Here is a 17,808-nt window from a genome sequence, read left to right on the forward strand (position 1 = left end):
TGGCGCCAACGTCGGTTACCAGGAACGGGGGACTAAACCCTGGCGGCACGATCGGCAGGGCTTGATCTGCGCAACGGGACGCGCCCGTCGCAGCCACCTTGGGCAGATTGCTCGGGAATCGGTACCGTTCCCGCCCGGGAAGAAGGCTGATCGTCGTGAGGATCCCCGGAACGGGGCTTGGCGGTGTTTTCGCGAATGGCATGATCCCGGCTAATGCACAACCGATGGCCTCGTGGTATTCGTTCGTCAGATCTGTGGTCGGCACCAACAGACGTAGGACGTCTGCAAGGGGCGTGCTGTTCGTGCCTACGACATCGTTGCCGACTTCAGCAAAGCCGATAACACTGACCAACAGCCTGTCGAGGTTGTGCTGCTGGTCGACGACCGTCTCGCTGATCCTGGTGGCGTTGTCGACGGTGCGGATCAAGTCTGGCGCAGCATCGGCGTATGCGTTGAATACCGCTGGTGCATCAGCAATGTCGCGGCGCAAGTTCGGAAGGGCTGGTTCGAGTGTGGCAAGAATGGTGTTGAGGTCCGAGAGCGTCTGCCCCAGTTTCTCGCCGCGACCACTTAGCCCCGTTGCGAGGGCGCCAAGTGTTTCGTTGAGCTTCGCAGGTTCGATCTTCGATAGCACCGATGTCAGTTGCTCGAAAATGGTATTGAGTTCTACGGTCACGTGTTCTGCGTCGAGTACCTGTCCGGCGTACATAGTCTTCGTCGATGCGTCTACTGGCGGGACGAGCCGAACCGCCTTGCCCCCGAATACGGTCGGCGAAGTAATCCGGACCGTGACATTGGCCGGGATGACGTGCAATTCAGAGGGGTCTATCGCCAGGTGTAGCACGGCCGTGCCGTCGGACCGGGGGTCGATGGACTGTACCGAACCCACCTGCGCGCCATGGATGGTGACCTTTGCGCCGGGATTCATCACGAGCCCCGCGCGCGGCGACAACACCGTGACAGGCACGCTGTCGGTGAAGTCCCCCCTGAACAAGCCGACAGCTACCGCGATGATTGCCCCGGCCAGGACGAGAGAGGCCAGGCCGACGAGCGGTCGCACGTATGACGTCATCTCTGCGCTCCCACGGCGATGGGCTGGCGCGTAAGGGGTGCCTTGCCCCTACGCAGGTGGCTGAATGATTCCACCATTGCCACCCTGGTAGTCGGCAACAAACACCGGAACAAAATCCGAAAGCCGATGTCTGTTAACGACGGCAGGTCGCGGCGGCCGTGGCTCCCCCTCCTTGCCGCGTCGTCGCAGATGCGAAGGTACCAAAACCAGACACTGTTTGGTTGATTTGACCGCATGTTGTTTGGTACGTGCCTTGGACTGAAAGACGGTCTCGGTTTCGGCCGTATCGATCGCCTAGGTGACGCCCACAGTGCCAGCTTGTGCAGCAGTCCAGGCCGTGTTTCGGCGTTGAAACAGGTTCCGGGATGGTTGTTTAACTGCATCGCCAGCCTCGCGAATCTGGCGCGCTCAACTTGGCCTGCCTTGCCGAATCGCTAATCGACGACGCCCGTGAATCACCAGGCCGACGTTCGGCGGCCGTGCTCACCGTCGGTCCAGCCGCTGCTTCGCCGTGGCGCCCGACACGCGCCCACACTTCATTTCGTGATCGTTGCGACCGATCGCCGTTTGACGGGCGCGTAGCACTGTGAACCGGGTAGAGCAGTTGGCCAGGGTGGCTGCGTTGCGCCCGTAGCGCGGCTGACCAGCGCATAGTTGTCCGGTGGCGGGTACGTGCTGCCACCGCCACCGCGCCATCCCCAGCGGGCGTCAGTGCCCCTCCGGTTATCGCCATCACATCCCAACATCGTTCGGGCAATCTTCACAACCAAACGTCTGGTAGCTTACGCATCGCCGACGGTGGTGTCCATAGCGGTCGGTGCCTCGGGGGATCAGGCACCAAAGCCATAAGCAGTGTGCCGACGTGATCGTCGGGCCTGTGCTCCACGAATCGGGACTGACCGCCAACACATCACTTTGCGAGCTCGCCGGCATCGGCTATACCGGAGAACAGGATGCTTCTGTACCCCAGTCGCACAGGCTCGTCGGCCCTCTTCCGCGCACCCCGTAAATAATCACCGGGAATCAACGACAACGGCCGCGGGCTCGCAAGACCAGCTAGGCTCAGCCGTCTGCTCGCCTAACGCGACTGGGTCCCGGCCTGACGGGCGCCAGGGCCCCCTGGCTCGCATCTCCCCTCCGATAATGGCCAGTTATGTCACCGATCCACATTAGAGGTGCTAATGCGTTCTAGTGATCATCAGCATCATTCATCCGCCAAATCGACTCCGCAGACCAGCGACTAGCGCGGGCGCCGGCGCAGATCGACAGCCGCTGACTGCACCGCGTCGGTGACGCGGCCGACCGTCGGGCTATTCAGCTTCCAGCACTGCCAATACAGCGGTACGTCAAGGTGCACATCGGCGATCCGTACGAAGGAGCCATCACGCAGATGTGGTGCGGCCAGGCTGTCCGGGTACATGCCCCAACCCAAGCCGGCCAGCACAGCCGCCCCGAAACCCTCCGCCGTCGGGACGAAGTGGACCGGCCTGGTCACCTTGCGACGAAACACCTTGCGCACCAGGTCATCCTGCAGCGCATCATCACGGTTCCACGCCATCGACGGTGCCCCGGCAACCGCATGCGCAGTAAAGCCATCGGGCAGATTCCGCTTCATATACGACTTGCTCGCCACCGGCACATACCGCATCACACCCAACGGCAGTACCCGGCATCCCGACACCGGCGTGCGCTCCGTCGTCACCGCCCCCATCACCACCCCCTCGCGCAGCAGCCGGGCCGAGTGGTCCTGATCCTCGATCCGGATGTCGAACAGCACGTCATCGAGCGCATCGAATACCCCCGTAAACCACGTCGCCATCGAATCGGCGTTGACTGCCAACGCAATTCGCGGCAATGTCCCCTCTCCACTGCCTATCTCCGAAAGTGCCTCGGCCTCCAACAACGCCGTCTGCGCGGCCAACCGCAGCAACGGAACACCCGCGTCCGTTGCGGTGCAGGGCTTTTCCCGCACAACCAGCACCTGACCCACCCGCTGCTCCAAAGCCTTGATTCGCTGGCTGATCGCCGACGGCGTCACATGCAACCGCGTCGCAGCGGCATCGAAGGACCCCTGCTCAATCACCGCCGCGTACGCCGCCAACTGCTGACCGTCGATCGCCACATTAACGATGCTAATGCATATGAAGAATCATTAGCTGTACTGATCCAGCTCTGAGTCCTAGCGTCGATGTCATGAACTCGCCCCTGCTTGTCGGCTTCGTCGCCTCCTTCGCACTGATCGCCGCGATCGGCGCGCAGAACGCTTTCGTGCTGCGCCAGGGCATCCGCCGCGAGCACGTCCTACCCGTCGTGGCCGTCTGCACCGTCTCCGACATCGTCCTGATCTCGGCCGGCATCGCCGGTTTCGGCGCACTCATCAATGCCCACCCCAACGTCGTCGACATCGCCAAAATCGGCGGCGCGGTGTTCCTCATCGGCTACGGCCTGCTCGCGGCCCGCCGCGCCTGGCGCCCGGCCGCGCTGACACCGTCGGAATCCGCACCCGCCCGTCTGATCGAGGTCATCGTCACCTGCCTCGCGCTGACCTGGCTCAACCCGCACGTCTACCTAGACACCGTCGTCCTGCTCGGCGCCCTTGCCAACGAGCATCGCGACGACCGGTGGCTGTTCGGCATCGGCGCCGTCACCGCCAGCGCGGTCTGGTTCGTCAGCCTGGGACTCGGGGCGCGTCGCCTTGCAGGCCTGTTCGCCACCCCGCTCACCTGGCGCATCCTCGACGGACTGATTGCAGTCGCGATGATCGGACTCGGCCTTTCGCTGGCGTTCTCGTGACATATTTGACATATGGGGGTCACCGAAGAAGGCCTGGGTCTTCGAGATCGCAAGAAAATCAAGACGCGCGACGCCATTCGGCGTGAGGCCATGCGGCTCATCGAAGCCAACGGCTACGCCAACACCACCATCGAGCAGATCGCCGCAGCCGCCGAGGTATCGCCGAGCACGTTCTTCCGTTACTTCCCGACCAAGGAGACGGCGCTGATTGCCAACGACCTCGATCAGGTTACGGTCGACGCGCTCGAGCGGCAGCCCCGGGACATGCCTTCAATGCAGGCCTTCCGTCGCGCCATCGAGACCACGATGGCAACCCTCTCGGAGGCTCAGTGGCGATTCGAACGTGACCGTCAGCGCCTGGTGCTGACGATCCCCGAACTCCTCACCGCTCAGTTCGACGAGTATCGCCGCACCGTTGCACGGCTCGCGGAGGCCGACTGCCGACGCCTCGGGCGTGACCCCGATGACGTGGAGGTCAAGATCTTCTTCGGGGCGCTCGCCGGCGGGTTGATGGCGGTGCTCGACCGCCCGACCGATGTGGCGAAGCGGATGTTCGCGGCGCTGGACTTCATCGAAGCTGGTATGCCTCTGAAGTAGTAACCGTGTCAGGGGGTTGGTGGCACCCCGCAGCGGTTCCTGAAGTCAACCGAGGGCTGCCGGATTCGCTGAAGCTCTTCCCGCACCATCGGATTCGCATCTAGATAGACCTGCACCTGATCCGCGATCTGATCCTTCGGTTGGCCTTTGAGGCTCGTGAAGAAGTCATTCACGTCGGGATGGGTGGTCAGGTAGTTCGACGTGTCGAAGGTGACGCCTGACATCACGCGCGCCAGTTCGGCGGCGGTGCATGGCGGTGGAACTGGGGCTGGCGGAGGAAGTGGCTGTGCCGTCGCGCTGACGGTGACACCGAAAAACACTGCACCGGCCATTGCGCCGGCGCCCATCGCTCCCGTTATCGCGCGGCGCGCGATGCGTGCTGAGGGCAACATGTTGGCTCCTTCATTGAGTAGTTGACGATTCATGGCCTAGTTGCTCAACGTGGTCCGATGCCACCGCCTCCACCGGGACGGCCTCCACCCCCGCCGGGACGACCAGGATCCCAACCGATGTCGAGATCCCAGCCGGTGTCGCAATACCAGTCGTACTCGCACGGATACGGGACAACCGGAGTCGCCGCCCGTGGTACCCCATCCGCACCGCGGACGGTGCCCTGTGCACACACGGTGGCTCCGCCGGCGTAGTTGCAATCGGCCCCCGCAGCGGGCGCGGTCATGACGATCCCGATGGGAGCCACCGTCAATGACGAAATCAATATCAGGCAGCGCAGTCCAAGTAGCACGGCTGCCCCCTCTCTCCAGTTGGTAGGGCTCAGCGGCCCATATGTCCGGAGCTTAAATCTGCAGACCGGGGCCCGTGGGTGTATTTTCAGTTTGAAATGCCGCCTACGATCCGGAGATTTTGATCTTTCAAAGGCGGGCAAACAATTTCGGTCCACTAGGCAAAATATTAGGCGTCCAAATATAGCCCAGCCTTGCCATATTTCGATGGCGGCAATTTGATGGCCGAATAGACATTCTGGCGTATGTGCAGGTGTACGGTCCAAGGCATCCGGTTCGAGAAACGGGGCCGATATGCCTACAAACGATCAAGATTGGTCGAAACCGGCGGCGATGGCCATCCCACAAGAAGGCTATTTCGAGTTGGAACGCGGAAGATATGGACCGATATACCCGCGGACGCCCGCCTGCTACGGATTCTCGATCATCGCGAAGGTGAAGGAAGGTCGCGAGGAGGCGGTAAGGGCCTACGGCAAGACGATCGAGGAGACCATCGCGGGCAGTCCCGAGGCCCTCGCGCCGCTGCGCCTCCACTATCTGCGCTGGGTGCTATTCGACGTCGGATCCGGCCTGCACTTCCAGTATCAGGGCATATTCGACACTGATTTCGACAAGTACACCGAGGACGCGGTCGCCTTGTTCGGCGCGACGGGAGTCACGACGGTATTCACCAATCTCGAAGGGTTCCCTGAGGATTGGAAGGAGAACCCGGACGCGTTCGTCAAGTTCGTCCGCGAGCATCACTACCCTAGCTTCCTGGAGTACGGCGAGTATCCGTACGCCACGGCTGACGAGATCAAGAAGGCGCTACGGCTCAAGGCGGCCTTCTCGTCCATGCTCGACCAGATGCAATGAGCCGCAAACAGATTCGCGATCGATGCTCGAGCTCAACGATATCCAACATATTCTGCTGACTCGGACGCCTGCGGTGACGGGGCGCTACGAGTTCCTGTCGTTCGGCGACCCGGCCGGCGGCAGGGCGTGGCTGACGGGGCTGCTGGATCGGGTGCAGTCCGCCGCCGATGCGCAGGCCACCATGGACGCCTCGCGGCGGTGGATCACGTTGGCGTTCACCTGGAACGGTCTGCGCGCGCTCGGTGTGCCCGAGGAGTCACTGGCGACCTTTCCGGATGCCTTCCGCGAGGGTATGGCGGCACGCGCCGACATCCTCGGCGACACCGGCGCCAACGCTCCCGAGAACTGGCTGGGCGGGTTAGCCGGCGACGACCTGCACGCGATCGCTATCCTGTTCGCGCGCAACGACGAAGAACATCGGCGCGCGACCGCCGTCCACGACGCGCACGTCGCTCGGTGCGAGGGCGTGCGTAGCCTCTCGGTCCTCGATCTGAACGCAACTCCACCGTTCAACTACGCCCACGACCACTTCGGCTTCCGTGATCGGTTGTCACAGCCGGTGATGAAGGGATCCGGTGAGGAGCCGACACCTGGCTCGGGCGCGGCGCTGGAACCCGGGGAATTCATCCTCGGGTATCCCGACGAAGACGGACCGCCCGCCAATTTGCCTCAGCCCGAAGTCTTGTCGCGCAACGGCAGCTACATGGCATATCGCCGACTGCGGGAACACGTCGGCGCGTTCCGGGACTATTTGCGCGAACACGCCGACACCCCCGAGGGTCAGGAGCTGCTGGCCGCCAAGTTCATGGGCCGCTGGCGCAGCGGCGCCCCGCTCGTGCTGGCTCCTGATCGCGACGATCCGGAGCTCGGTGCTGACTCCATGCGCAGCAACGACTACAACTACAAAGAGATGGACCCGCACGGGTACGCATGCCCGCTGGGATCGCACGCGCGTCGCCTCAATCCGCGCGACACCGCTCACAACATGAACCGCCGCAGGATGATTCGCCGCGGTGCAACCTATGGGCCTGCCCTGCCGGAGGAGGCGCCCGACGACGGGGTGGACCGTGGTATCGCCGCATTCATCATCTGTGCCAGCCTGGTCCGCCAGTTCGAATTCGCCCAGAACGTCTGGATCAACGACAAGACGTTCCACGAACTCGGCAACGAGCACGACCCGATCTGCGGAACTCAGGACGGCACAATGGAGTTCACGGTTCCCAAGAGGCCGATTCGTAAGGTCCACAAGGGCCTACCAGCGTTCACCAAGCTCACCGGCGGCGCGTACTTCTTCCTTCCCGGCATCAACGCCATGCGCTATCTCGCCACGCTCGGCAACTAAGGATCATCATGAGCGGTTTGGCGCGGCCACGCACCTACAACCAGAGTCACGTTCCCCGACCACACTCCGGCGGAAGACGCATCAGCATCTACTGGACCTGGAGCTATCCCTGGGAAGCTCAACGCGACCCGGCCATCATCGAGAACCGGTTTTCCACCATCACCGAAGTTCGCAACGTCCTGTGGCCCTCCTACGAGACGCCGGAGTACGACGCCGCGAACTTCCTGCAGGGGATCGCAGGCACGCTGGAGCTCTTCCACCGATCGGCCCTGGCCTTCCAAGAGCTCGCTGAAGAGGCCACCGGTCACCCCGTCGCGGTCTTCCAGCGCATCGACCAGGCCGGTTACAAGCTGCCGATCGACGAACGAATCCTGGCCGACACCGACACGCTCATGGTGTTCGGCCTGGACCATCTGCTCTCCGAGCAGGAGGCCGATCCCGACGAGATCGCCGCGATCACCGGGTGGCTGCAACGGGAAGGCACTTGCCTGCTGCTCGCACCCCATCACGATGTTGGATTCACCGACGACTACGACCAACGCCAGGTCGAGTACGAGCACCACGGCGACCGGCTCGTTCCGCGCCAGCAACGGTTCGGTCAGTACACCCGCTCATTGATGCGTGCGCTCGATGTGCCGGTCCACAACATCTGGGGGCTGCGTCCGGCCGTTGTCGAGGGCACGAAAGAGATCGCGCCACTCAACGCGATCCGTGACCTCGACACTCCGCGGCTGCTCGACAACGTCACCACGTTCAACTTTCATCCGCATCTGCCGCACTACGAACTCACCGCGCCAGAAAGCGACGGAGTACGCGTCCTCGGGCGCCAGCGCGTCGACCCGAACCGGCCGCACCCGTTTACCGGGGCGGGCAACACCGAGTTCAACGCGCTGATCTGGTTGCCGCCAAGCGGACGGCGCGCCGGCGACATCGTCCTCATCGACTCCACCCACTTCACCACGCTGTTCGGGGGCACGGACAGCCTGCGAAACCTGTGGCACAACCTCGCGACCATGAAGTAGGTGCGCGAGGAACTGGAGAATTGCCAGCAGCATTGGGGGCTCGACATGAACTCGCACCGACGGTCTTGGTTGGTCAAAGGGGTAGCTGCGGTAGCAGCCATGGCGATCACGTTCGGAACGACGGTCGACCCGCCGGTCCGCCGGTGATCCGCCGCCCGTACAACGAAACACCACGCTGATCGCTCTTTCGGCACAGTCCACGTCGGTGGCCGTTCCTGTCGATGCTCCTGCGCTCCTGACCGACTGGATTGAGCGCGTCGTCGTACCGCCGAGCCTCGGCGCCCCCGTTCCGACCCCGCAGTTCCCGCCGATCGTCGCGCCGACCTCGATCGGAACCAGCATCAAGGGCGTCTACAACACCGTGGAGCCGTGGGTGCAGTACGGATTCGATCTTGCTGCCTACGCGGTCGGCTGGGTCCCTTATGTCGGTTGGCTGGCACCGCAGATCACGATCTTCTACCACTTCGGCGAACGCATCACTCGCAGCATCACTTTCAACATTGCCGACTTTCTCGACGGGCAAATCAGCTTCACGCAAGGGCTGATCAACGTCGGAGTCGACACGTTCAACTCGTTCGTCCAACTCGGCATCGACCAGTGGAACTTCTGGTTGCCACCGCTACCGCCGCTGCCGCCGTTCCCCCTTTCCACACAGCTCGAGCCGGCCGCGAACGAGCCGCTGACGACGGCGGTTGAGTCGCTGGCGGTCGCCGCCCCTTCCGGGGGCAACACCGGACCTAAACCGAAGAAGAACGACGAGGCCGCGCGCGGCCGAACAACCACCAATGAACCGCCGAGCGGAGATCCGCGAGAGCCCGTCAACGCGAACAAGGCTGAGCGTGCGGAGCGCGTCGATTCCGCGACCCGCACATCGACGACGGACGCAGGTGCCGAAGGCAAACCCGCGAAAGCAGACCGTCCGAAGGCAGACGGTGCGAAGGCTGATGGTCCGAAGTCGGACGGTCCGAAGGACAAGAAGCGCAACGACGAGTGACCGCTTGGTTTGCGGGTCGGGCGTGTAGACCATGATGACGTCATGGGCAATCGCAGAGCCGTGTTCATCACCGGCGCCGCCGCGGGGATCGGCCGTGCGACCGCGTTAACGTTCGCGAGCAAGGGTTTCACCGTCGGCGGCTACGACATCGACGAAGTCGGCGTCAAGACGCTGGCCGACGACATCGACCAAATCGGCGGCAAGGCGATCACCGGGCACCTCGACGTCACCGACACAGACGAAATGGCCCAGCGGGTAAGCGAATTCGCCAAAGCCGCCGGTGACCGGCTCGACGTGATGATCAACAACGCAGGCATCCTGCTGGCCGGCCGGTTCGAGGACCTCGACGCCAGCGCCCACCTCAAGGAAATCGACATCAACACCAAGGGAGTCGTCAACGGCCTGCACGCCGCGTTCCCTTATCTACGCGAGACGCCGAACTCCGTCGTCGTCAACCTGGCCTCCGCGTCGGCGATCTACGGGCAGGCCGAGCTCGCCAACTACAGCGCGACCAAGTTCTTCGTCCGCGGTATCACGGAAGCCCTCGACATCGAGTGGAGCCGCTACGGCATCCGGGTGATCGCCATGTGGCCCCTCTATGTGCAGACCGCGATGACCGACCACATCAAGACCGGCACCACGGAATCGCTCGGCATCCGGCTGACCGCTCAAGACGTCGCCGACGCGATCGTGAAGGCCACCGAACCGTCGTGGCTGCGCCGCGCCATCCATCAGGTGCACTTTCCCGTCGGATCACAGACCAAGGCCATGGTGGCCGGCTCGCGGTTCTCGCCCGCGTGGCTGACCCGGCTCATCAACAAACGACTGGCACACTCCTGACATGTTCAAGATGACAGTCGAGGACGTCTTCGTCATCCGGCGCCGCGGCGTCGTCGCCACGGGCCGCGTCGAAAGCGGCACCCTGCGCGTCGGCGACACCGTGAGCGTCGACGGAACTCTGAGCGCGACCGTCGCCGCCATCGAGGAGTTCCGTAAGGAACGCGACGAGGCAAACGTCGGCGACAACATCGGCCTGCTCCTCAAAGGCGTCGAGAAGGGCCAGATCGACAGAGGCTCGGTGTTGACGGCGTCCAGCGAGTTTCCTGCGCTCTAGCGCAGCGAGCGGGACCATATGCGAATTTGCCCGCGTAGCGAGCGACAATCCAACGCCAACTCCCGGTCGCTGCTGTTGTCGCTGCGTAGTCGCTCGCTACGCGGGCAATTTCAACAATGGGTCCGCGGCCAGAATGGTGTGCCCGCGGTTGCGAGTCGTTCTTCGCTCCGACAGAGTTTGCGGTTACGCTCGGCCGCGTGCGGCAGGCGTGGTCCCGGCGAAGTTTCCTCACGACGGCTGCAGGCGTGGCGTTGCTCGCCGCATGCGGATCCGAGAAGCCCGGCGAGGTCGCCAACGACGGCTCCGTCACCGTCAAGCATGTCTTCGGCGAGACGAAGATCCCCGCGCCACCCAAGCGTGTGGTGAGTGCCGGCCTCACCGAGCAGGACGATCTCCTGGCGGTTGGCGTCGTGCCGATCGCTGTCACCGACTGGTTCGGCGGCGAGCCGTTCGCCGTATGGCCTTGGGCCCAACCGAAACTCGGCGGCGCGCAGCCCGCGGTGCTCAGCCTCGCCGACGGCGTCCAGACCGAACAGATCGCAGCACTCAAACCCGACCTGATCGTCGCCACCAACGCCGGCCTCGACCAGGAGACCTACACCAAGCTGTCCGCCATCGCGCCGACGATCGCGCAGTCGGGCCAGGATGCATTCTTCGAGCCGTGGAAGGACCAGGCCACCACCATCGGCCAGGCCGTTTTCAAGCACGACGACATGCAAAGGCTCATCGCCAGCATCGAGGAGAAGTTCACCACCGCGGGCACCGACAATCCGCAGTTCTCCGGCAAGAAAGTGATGCTTCTGCACGGCACACTGAGCCCCGACGGCCCCCAGGCGATGAAACCTGACTGGCGCACCGAGTTCCTCACCAAAATGGGTTTCGCGCCGGCCGACGGTGTGGATGCGGCCGACGTGCTGATCTGGTGCACCGAAAGCGACGAGGAACAAGCCGCGCTGCTGGCCGATCCCACCGTCGCGCAGCTGAAGGCAACGACCCAGGGGCGCAACATCTTCACCGGCAAGGAGCTCGCCGGCGCCATCGCGTTCGGCTCGACGCTGTCCTACCCGCTGGTGGCCGACCAGCTGCCACCACGCGTCGCGCAGGTGCTGGCCTGACAAGATAGCCGGGTGACCAGCACCGAGACACAAACAGGCCACCGTGGATTCGCGACGACGGGATCGGCCTACTATCCGGTCCTCGTCGCGGTGTTCACCGGTCTGGTTCTGATCTCGAACGTCACCGCCACCAAGGGCGTCGCGTTCGGCCCGATCATCGGGGACTGGTCGCTGATTCTCGACGGCGCATTCATCTGCTTCCCGCTCACCTACATCATCGGTGACGTCCTATCCGAGGTGTACGGCTTCAAGGCCGCCCGCCGCGCGATCTTCATCGGCTTCGCAATGGCGATACTTGGCGCACTCATGTTCTGGCTGGCGATCGAAATGCCGCCGCTGGACGCTGACTACCAGACCCACTTTGAGGCGGTCCTCGGCCTGTTCCCCCGGCTGCTGTTCGCCGGGCTGGCCGGGTTCGTCGTCGGGCAGACGCTGAACGCTTGGGTGGTGGTTCGCATCAAGGCGCGCACCAAGGAAAAGCACCTTTGGGCGCGGCTGATCGGGTCGACCGTCGTCGGCGAATTCGCCGACACGGTGGTGTTCTGCAGCATCGCCGCCGGGGCGATCGGCATCAGCACCTGGCGCGACTTCATCACGTACGTCGCGATCGGCTGGATCTACAAGACCGCGGTCGAGGTGCTCGTGCTGCCGGTGACATACCGCGTCATCGCGTTCATCAAGCTTCGCGAACCGACGTACGAGCCCGCCGTTTGAGGCTTCGTTAAGGCTCCTCTGGCAAGGCTCATAGAGCAGCAGCTTTCGTTGCTACTCGCGGGTAGGTTCGGGACATGAGCATGACAGCGGATTTGATGGACGCGAAGGTTCTGCGGACCGTTCATGATTACGGGGACCAGGCGCTGCTGCTTGAGTTCGACAGCACGAGCGAAGTATTGGCGTGGACCGACGCGGTTCGCCAGGCCGATCTTCCTGGCGTTCTCGACATCGTTCCGGCGTCCCGCACGGTGCTGGTGAAGCTGGATGGGCCGCGCTATCAGACGCCCACCCGGCAACGGCTGAGCAAGCTGAATCTGGCGCCCGAAGCGCTAGCGGAATTGTCCGGTTCGAGCGCCGGCCACGCCGATATTCAGATCGACGTGGTGTACGACGGCGCCGACCTCGACGAGGTGGCCCGCCTGACCGGGTTGACGGCCGATGAGGTGATCGACGCTCACACAGGCGCCTTGTGGCGGGTCGGATTCGGCGGATTCGCACCGGGTTTCGCCTACCTCGTCGGCGGCGACTCCCGCCTCGAGGTGCCACGGCGATCCGAGCCCCGAACCAAAGTGCCCGCGGGATCCGTCGGACTGGCTGGCGAGTTCAGCGGCGTGTATCCGCGGGAGTCGCCGGGCGGGTGGCAGTTGATCGGGCGCACGTCCGCCGAGTTGTGGGACGTCAACCGTGACAAGCCGGCGCTGCTGACGCCGGGCATGTGGGTCCAGTTCCGGGCGGTTGCGAGGGGATGAGGCCATGACTGCGTTAGAAATCCTGCGCACCGGTCCGCTGGCGCTGGTCGAAGACCTCGGCAGGCCCGGGCTGGCGCATATGGGGGTGACCCGGTCGGGTGCCGCCGACCGCCGGTCCCACACGTTGGCCAACCGGCTGGTGGCCAACCCTGGTGACCGTGCCACCGTCGAGGTGACGTTCGGCGGGTTCTCCGCACGCGTGCGCGGCGGCGACGTAGCGATTGCGGTCACGGGCGCCGACACCGATCCCTCTGTCAACGGAAAACCATTCGGCACCAACAGCATTCACTACGTCCGCGACGGTCAGGTGATCTCGCTGGGGGCGCCGCATTCCGGGCTGCGCAGCTACCTGGCGGTGCGCGGCGGGATCGACGTCGAGCCGGTGCTCGGGTCGCGCTCCTACGACGTGATGTCGGCGATCGGGCCGACGCCCCTGCAGCCCGGAGATGTGCTGCCGATCGGCGAACACACCGACGAGTTCCCGGAACTGGATCAGGCGCCCGTCGCCGCGATCGAGGACGAGGTGCTCGAGCTGATGGTGGTGCCCGGTCCACGCGACGACTGGTTCGTCGATCCGGACATCATGATCCGCACCAACTGGCAGGTCACCAATAAGAGCGACCGCGTCGGCATGCGGCTGGTCGGCATGCCGCTGGAGTACCGCTGGCCCGACCGGCAGCTGCCAAGCGAGGGCGCGACCCGCGGGGCAATCCAGGTGCCGCCGAACGGTTTTCCCGTGATTCTCGGCCCCGACCATCCGGTTACGGGTGGATACCCGGTGATCGGCGTGGTGACCGACGACGACATCGACAAGCTCGCGCAGATCAGGCCGGGCCAGACTGTCCGGCTGCACTGGTCACGCCCGCGCAAGCCGTTCGAGGACTAATCCCGCGCGCCGAGCACGCTACTGGTAGAACGGCAGTGTGCACACGCAGGAACCTCGCGTGCGCGGGGTACACACCGCCCGCCTGGTCCACACCTCCGATCTCGACAACGAGACCCGCGAGGACGCACGCCGCATGGTCATCGAGGCGTTCGGCGGGGACTTCACCGACGCCGACTGGGAGCACTCGCTCGGCGGTATGCACGCGCTGGTCTCGTTCCACGGCGCGCTCATCGCACACGCCGCCGTCGTCCAGCGCCGCATGCTGTACCGCAACGCCGCCCTGCGCTGCGGCTATGTCGAGGGCGTCGCGGTGCGGGAGGACTGGCGGGGGCAGGGCCTTGCCGCTGTGCTGATGGATGCCGTGGAGCAGGTGCTGCGCGGCGCCTACCAACTCGGCGCGCTGAGCGCGTCGGAGGCGGGCCGACACATCTACACCCCCCGCGGCTGGTTTCCCTGGCGCGGTCCGACGTCGGTGCTCGCGCCGGCCGGGCTGACCCGCACCCCCGAGGATGACGACGGGTTGTTCGTGATGCCGGTGACTGTCGAGCTAGATACCACCGCCGAGATCACCTGCGATTGGCGCGACGGGGACGTCTGGTAACCGGGGTACGTTGGATGAGGTGACAACGCCATCCTCGTTTCGCCCCAGCCCCGAGACCTTCGACAAGCTCTATCGCGGCGAACCCACTTTCGAAGGCGGACCCGCGCCCACCGGCATCCCCTGGGACGTACATCAAGCACAGCCGCGCCTGATGGAAGTCGAAGCGCTGGGCGGCATTTCAGGCGAGGTTCTCGACATCGGCTGCGGCCTCGGCGACAACGCGATCTACCTTGCCTCGCGCGGATACCACGTGACCGCACTCGACGGCTCGTCCGCCGCCATCGAGGAGGCGCGCCGTCGCGCCGCAGACGCCGGTGTCACAATCACGTTCGGTGTCGCCGACGCGACCAACCTCACCGGATACGACGGCCGGTTCGACACCGTGATCGACAGTGCGCTGTATCACTGTCTCGAAGAAGAAGGCCAGCAGGCCTACATCGCCGGGCTGTACCGCGCGAGCCGCCCAGGCGCCCGGCTGCACCTGTGGTGCTTCTCCGACGGCAACGTCAACGGCGTGATCGCGCCGATGGGTCACGTGCCGGAGTCCGGTCTTCGCGACAATTTGACGGCCAACGGCTGGCGCATCGACTTCCTCGGCCCCACTACGTATTTGGGAAACGCCGTCGGCTTCCGTGGTGCCGAGGAAGGCTTTCCGAAGGCGATGGCCGACCAGATGCCTCCCGAAGCGCTGGAACAAATGCGCGAGGTGACCGAGCGGTTCAGAAGAATCGCCGACCTGCTCGACGGTGACCAGGTGTATCTGCCCTTCACCGTCGTGCACGCACACCGCGTCGACTAGCAGCTGATCTCACATCCGCGGCCCTAGCAAGGTGAGCGGAAGTTCACGGCGGGGTTATCGCGAGGCACTTTCGGGCAACAAAGCGTTCCTAGCGTGGTCGGCATGTCACATCGCATCACCGACTGGGATCCCGAAGACGTCGCGGCCTGGGAGGCCGGCAACAAATTCGTCGCCCGCCGCAACCTGATCTGGTCGGTTGCCGCCGAACACATCGGCTTCTCGGTCTGGTCGATCTGGTCGGTGATGGTGCTGTTCATGCCGGAATCGGTCTACGGATTTTCCGCAGGCGACAAGTTCCTGCTCGGCGCGACTGCCACCCTGGTCGGCGCCTGCCTGCGGATCCCCTACACGCTGGCCACGGCGACATTCGGCGGCCGCAACTGGACGGTGTTCTCGGCGTTCGTGCTGCTGATCCCGACCGTCGGCACGATGTGGCTGCTGGCCAATCCCGGCCTGCCGCTGTGGCCGTATCTGCTGTGCGCCGCGCTGGCCGGCTTCGGCGGCGGCAACTTCGCGTCGTCGATGACCAACATCAACGCGTTCTATCCGCAGCGGCTAAAGGGCTGGGCGCTGGGCATCAACGCCGGCGGCGGCAACATCGGCGTGCCGATGGTCCAGATCATCGGCCTGCTCGTCATCGCCACCGCCGGAAACGAGCAGCCCTACTGGGTGTGCGCGTTCTACCTGGTCGCCCTCGCCGTCGCGGGGATCGGCGCTGCGCTCTACATGGACAACCTCGAGCAGCACAAGATCGACCTGACGTCCATGGGCGCGATTCTGAAAGAACGTGACACCTGGGTGATCTCGCTGCTCTACATCGGCACCTTCGGCTCGTTCATCGGATTCGCGTTCGCATTCGGGCAGGTGCTGCAGATCAACTTCGCGGCGGGCGGGCAGACCGCAGCTCAGGCATCGCTGCACGCCGCGCAGATCGCGTTCATCGGGCCGCTGCTTGGATCGCTGTCGCGGGTCTACGGCGGCAAGCTGGCCGACCGCATCGGCGGGGGCCGGGTGACGCTGGTGGTGTTCGCCGGGATGATCCTCGCCGCGGGCCTGCTGGTGGCGGTGAGCACGCTCGACGATCGCAGCGCCGGTGCCGCGACGGCCTCGACGATGGCCTTATACGTGGTCGGCTTCATCGCCCTGTTCCTGCTGTCCGGCATCGGCAACGGGTCGGTGTACAAGATGATCCCGTCGATCTTCGAGGCCCGCAGCCGCTCGCTCGACCTGGGCGAGGCCGAACGCCAGCACTGGTCACGCGCGATGTCGGGCGCACTGATCGGGTTCGCCGGCGCGGTCGGTGCGCTCGGCGGAGTGGGCATCAACCTGGCGCTTCGGCAGTCGTATCTGTCCAGCGGATCGGCCACCTCGGCGTTCTGGATCTTCGCGGCGTTCTACGTGCTGGCCTCCATCGTGACCTGGGTCATGTACGTGCGCCGCCCCGCTGCGACGGCCGTGAGCACGGCCGCTACAGAGCGACACGTCGCGGCAATGGCCGAGTAATCGCTTGGAAACATGAGCTGAAGACACAGGTGACATGAGTGAGCCTGACTGGGCACCGCTCACCGGCTTTCGGGTGGCGGTGACGTCTGCCCGACGTTCCGACGAACTGAGTGCGCTGCTGCAACGCCGCGGCGCCACCGTGACCAGCGCGGCCGCGATCGCCATGGTGGCGCTGCCCGACGACGACGAACTGCGCGCGCACACCGAGGCGTTGATCGATGTCCCGCCCGACATCGTGATCGCCACCACAGGCATCGGCTTCCGCGGCTGGGTGGCGGCCGCCGACGGCTGGGGGCTGGCCAACGAGCTGATCGTCGCGCTGGGCAAGGCGCGCATCGTCTCGCGCGGGCCGAAGGCAACCGGCGCGCTACGTGCGGCGGGGCTGCCGGAGGAATGGTCGCCGGAGTCCGAGTCGTCGCGCGAGCTTCTGCACTATCTGGTCGAGGGCGGCATCGAGGGACAGCGCATCGCCGTACAACTGCACGGCGCCACCGACGATTGGGACCCGTTCCCCGAGTTCCTCGACGAGCTGCGCGCCGCCGGCGCCGAAGTGGTGCCGATCCGGGTGTATCGCTGGCATCCCGCGCCGCGCAACGGCGACTTCGACCAACTGGTGGCGGGTATCGCCGAGGAGAAGTTCGACGCGGTCAGCTTCACGTCGGCGCCCGCCGTCGCGTCGGTGCTGATGCGCGCCAACGAGATGGGCATCGAAGACGAGGTGCTTTCGGCGCTGCGCACATCGGTTCACGCGATGTGTGTGGGCCCGGTGACTGCGCGACCGCTGGTGCGGCTGGGCGTGCCGACCTCGGCGCCGGAACGAATGCGGTTGGGCGCGTTGGCCCGTCACATCACCGACGAACTGCCGCTGCTGCAATCACGCACCGTGCGGGTGGCAGGTCACACATTGGAGAT

20 protein-coding genes are annotated in these 17,808 nt (G+C 64.7%); 16 read left to right on the top strand and 4 right to left on the bottom strand.

Annotated elements, in window-relative coordinates:
* Together VFH65_RS24535 and VFH65_RS24540 are read right to left on the bottom strand one after the other, a co-directional pair.
* The coding region (locus tag VFH65_RS24535; protein ID WP_353325034.1) for an MCE family protein at positions 1–1,072 on the bottom strand (1,072 nt) is incomplete at its 3' end.
* A gap of 1,240 nt (positions 1,073–2,312) precedes the next feature.
* Positions 2,313–3,203 carry a LysR family transcriptional regulator ArgP gene (locus VFH65_RS24540; protein ID WP_353325070.1) on the bottom strand — a complete coding sequence of 297 codons (891 nt, stop codon included), beginning with the start codon at positions 3,201–3,203 and terminating at the stop codon, positions 2,313–2,315.
* Positions 3,204–3,265: 62 nt separating this feature from the next.
* Here VFH65_RS24540 and lysE point away from each other — a divergent pair, with 62 nt between their 5' ends.
* Positions 3,266–3,865, top strand: coding sequence for an L-lysine exporter (gene lysE / locus VFH65_RS24545; RefSeq protein WP_353325036.1), 600 nt, complete (start codon positions 3,266–3,268; stop codon positions 3,863–3,865).
* Positions 3,866–3,877: 12 nt separating this feature from the next.
* Complete coding sequence (locus tag VFH65_RS24550; RefSeq protein WP_353325038.1) at positions 3,878–4,462, top strand: TetR family transcriptional regulator; 585 nt, start codon at positions 3,878–3,880, stop codon at positions 4,460–4,462.
* Positions 4,463–4,470: 8 nt separating this feature from the next.
* Here VFH65_RS24550 and VFH65_RS24555 read toward each other — a convergent pair whose 3' ends face one another.
* Both VFH65_RS24555 and VFH65_RS24560 read right to left on the bottom strand, forming a co-directional pair.
* Positions 4,471–4,854, bottom strand: a complete 384-nt coding sequence (locus VFH65_RS24555) for a heme-binding protein (RefSeq protein ID WP_353325040.1) — start codon at positions 4,852–4,854, stop codon at positions 4,471–4,473.
* 44 nt (positions 4,855–4,898) lie between these two features.
* Positions 4,899–5,204, bottom strand: coding sequence for a hypothetical protein (locus tag VFH65_RS24560; RefSeq protein ID WP_414688500.1), 306 nt, complete (start codon positions 5,202–5,204; stop codon positions 4,899–4,901).
* 292 nt (positions 5,205–5,496) lie between these two features.
* On the opposite strand from VFH65_RS24560, the gene VFH65_RS24565 reads away from it, so the two are divergent.
* The 14 genes from VFH65_RS24565 to VFH65_RS24630 form a co-directional block, all read left to right on the top strand.
* Entirely contained in the window at positions 5,497–6,057 is a 561-nt protein-coding gene (locus VFH65_RS24565; RefSeq protein ID WP_353325042.1) for a hypothetical protein, read from the top strand.
* Positions 6,058–6,079: 22 nt separating this feature from the next.
* Positions 6,080–7,399, top strand: coding sequence for a Dyp-type peroxidase (locus VFH65_RS24570; RefSeq protein WP_353325044.1), 1,320 nt, complete (start codon positions 6,080–6,082; stop codon positions 7,397–7,399).
* Between the two features lie 8 nt (positions 7,400–7,407).
* A complete protein-coding gene (locus VFH65_RS24575; RefSeq protein ID WP_353325046.1) occupies positions 7,408–8,421 on the top strand; it encodes a hypothetical protein in 1,014 nt (337 codons plus the stop codon).
* A 205-nt stretch (positions 8,422–8,626) separates the two neighbouring features.
* Positions 8,627–9,415 (top strand): hypothetical protein, encoded by a 789-nt coding sequence (locus VFH65_RS24580; protein ID WP_353325048.1) that lies wholly within the window; start codon positions 8,627–8,629, stop codon positions 9,413–9,415.
* 42 nt (positions 9,416–9,457) lie between these two features.
* Complete coding sequence (locus tag VFH65_RS24585) at positions 9,458–10,255, top strand: SDR family oxidoreductase (protein ID WP_353325050.1); 798 nt, start codon at positions 9,458–9,460, stop codon at positions 10,253–10,255.
* A gap of 1 nt (position 10,256) precedes the next feature.
* Positions 10,257–10,529: an EF-Tu/IF-2/RF-3 family GTPase gene (locus VFH65_RS24590; protein ID WP_353325052.1), complete on the top strand. Its 273-nt coding sequence runs from the start codon at positions 10,257–10,259 to the stop codon at positions 10,527–10,529.
* A gap of 197 nt (positions 10,530–10,726) precedes the next feature.
* Positions 10,727–11,644 (top strand): ABC transporter substrate-binding protein, encoded by a 918-nt coding sequence (locus tag VFH65_RS24595; RefSeq protein ID WP_353325054.1) that lies wholly within the window; start codon positions 10,727–10,729, stop codon positions 11,642–11,644.
* A gap of 12 nt (positions 11,645–11,656) precedes the next feature.
* Entirely contained in the window at positions 11,657–12,358 is a 702-nt protein-coding gene (locus VFH65_RS24600) for a queuosine precursor transporter (RefSeq protein ID WP_353325056.1), read from the top strand.
* A 74-nt stretch (positions 12,359–12,432) separates the two neighbouring features.
* On the top strand, positions 12,433–13,107 hold the full coding sequence (locus tag VFH65_RS24605) for a 5-oxoprolinase subunit B family protein (protein WP_353325058.1): 675 nt from the start codon (positions 12,433–12,435) through the stop codon (positions 13,105–13,107).
* Between the two features lie 4 nt (positions 13,108–13,111).
* The gene (locus VFH65_RS24610; RefSeq protein WP_353325060.1) at positions 13,112–13,993 is read left to right on the top strand and encodes a 5-oxoprolinase/urea amidolyase family protein; all 882 of its coding nucleotides are present in this window, start codon (positions 13,112–13,114) and stop codon (positions 13,991–13,993) included.
* A 37-nt stretch (positions 13,994–14,030) separates the two neighbouring features.
* On the top strand, positions 14,031–14,594 hold the full coding sequence (locus VFH65_RS24615) for a GNAT family N-acetyltransferase (RefSeq protein WP_353325062.1): 564 nt from the start codon (positions 14,031–14,033) through the stop codon (positions 14,592–14,594).
* A gap of 19 nt (positions 14,595–14,613) precedes the next feature.
* Positions 14,614–15,393, top strand: a complete 780-nt coding sequence (locus tag VFH65_RS24620; protein ID WP_353325064.1) for a class I SAM-dependent methyltransferase — start codon at positions 14,614–14,616, stop codon at positions 15,391–15,393.
* Positions 15,394–15,495: 102 nt separating this feature from the next.
* On the top strand, positions 15,496–16,896 hold the full coding sequence (locus VFH65_RS24625) for a nitrate/nitrite transporter (RefSeq protein ID WP_353325066.1): 1,401 nt from the start codon (positions 15,496–15,498) through the stop codon (positions 16,894–16,896).
* A 34-nt stretch (positions 16,897–16,930) separates the two neighbouring features.
* On the top strand, positions 16,931–17,808 hold an 878-nt coding region (locus tag VFH65_RS24630; RefSeq protein WP_353325068.1), incomplete at its 3' end, for a uroporphyrinogen-III synthase.

Source organism: Mycobacterium sp., from assembly GCF_035697385.1.
Classification (GTDB): Bacteria; Actinomycetota; Actinomycetes; order Mycobacteriales; family Mycobacteriaceae; genus Mycobacterium.

Bases quoted from the DNA above. Each gene is read 5' to 3' on its own strand.
- VFH65_RS24625 (WP_353325066.1), top strand. From the start codon at position 15,496: ATGTCACATCGCATCACCGACTGGGATCCCGAAGACGTCGCGGCCTGG.
- lysE (WP_353325036.1), top strand. From the start codon at position 3,266: ATGAACTCGCCCCTGCTTGTCGGCTTCGTCGCCTCCTTCGCACTGATC.
- VFH65_RS24585 (WP_353325050.1), top strand. From the start codon at position 9,458: ATGGGCAATCGCAGAGCCGTGTTCATCACCGGCGCCGCCGCGGGGATC.
- VFH65_RS24575 (WP_353325046.1), top strand. From the start codon at position 7,408: ATGAGCGGTTTGGCGCGGCCACGCACCTACAACCAGAGTCACGTTCCC.
- VFH65_RS24610 (WP_353325060.1), top strand. From the start codon at position 13,112: ATGACTGCGTTAGAAATCCTGCGCACCGGTCCGCTGGCGCTGGTCGAA.
- VFH65_RS24565 (WP_353325042.1), top strand. From the start codon at position 5,497: ATGCCTACAAACGATCAAGATTGGTCGAAACCGGCGGCGATGGCCATC.
- VFH65_RS24555 (WP_353325040.1), bottom strand. From the start codon at position 4,854: ATGTTGCCCTCAGCACGCATCGCGCGCCGCGCGATAACGGGAGCGATG.
- VFH65_RS24605 (WP_353325058.1), top strand. From the start codon at position 12,433: ATGAGCATGACAGCGGATTTGATGGACGCGAAGGTTCTGCGGACCGTT.
- VFH65_RS24550 (WP_353325038.1), top strand. From the start codon at position 3,878: ATGGGGGTCACCGAAGAAGGCCTGGGTCTTCGAGATCGCAAGAAAATC.
- VFH65_RS24570 (WP_353325044.1), top strand. From the start codon at position 6,080: ATGCTCGAGCTCAACGATATCCAACATATTCTGCTGACTCGGACGCCT.
- VFH65_RS24590 (WP_353325052.1), top strand. From the start codon at position 10,257: ATGTTCAAGATGACAGTCGAGGACGTCTTCGTCATCCGGCGCCGCGGC.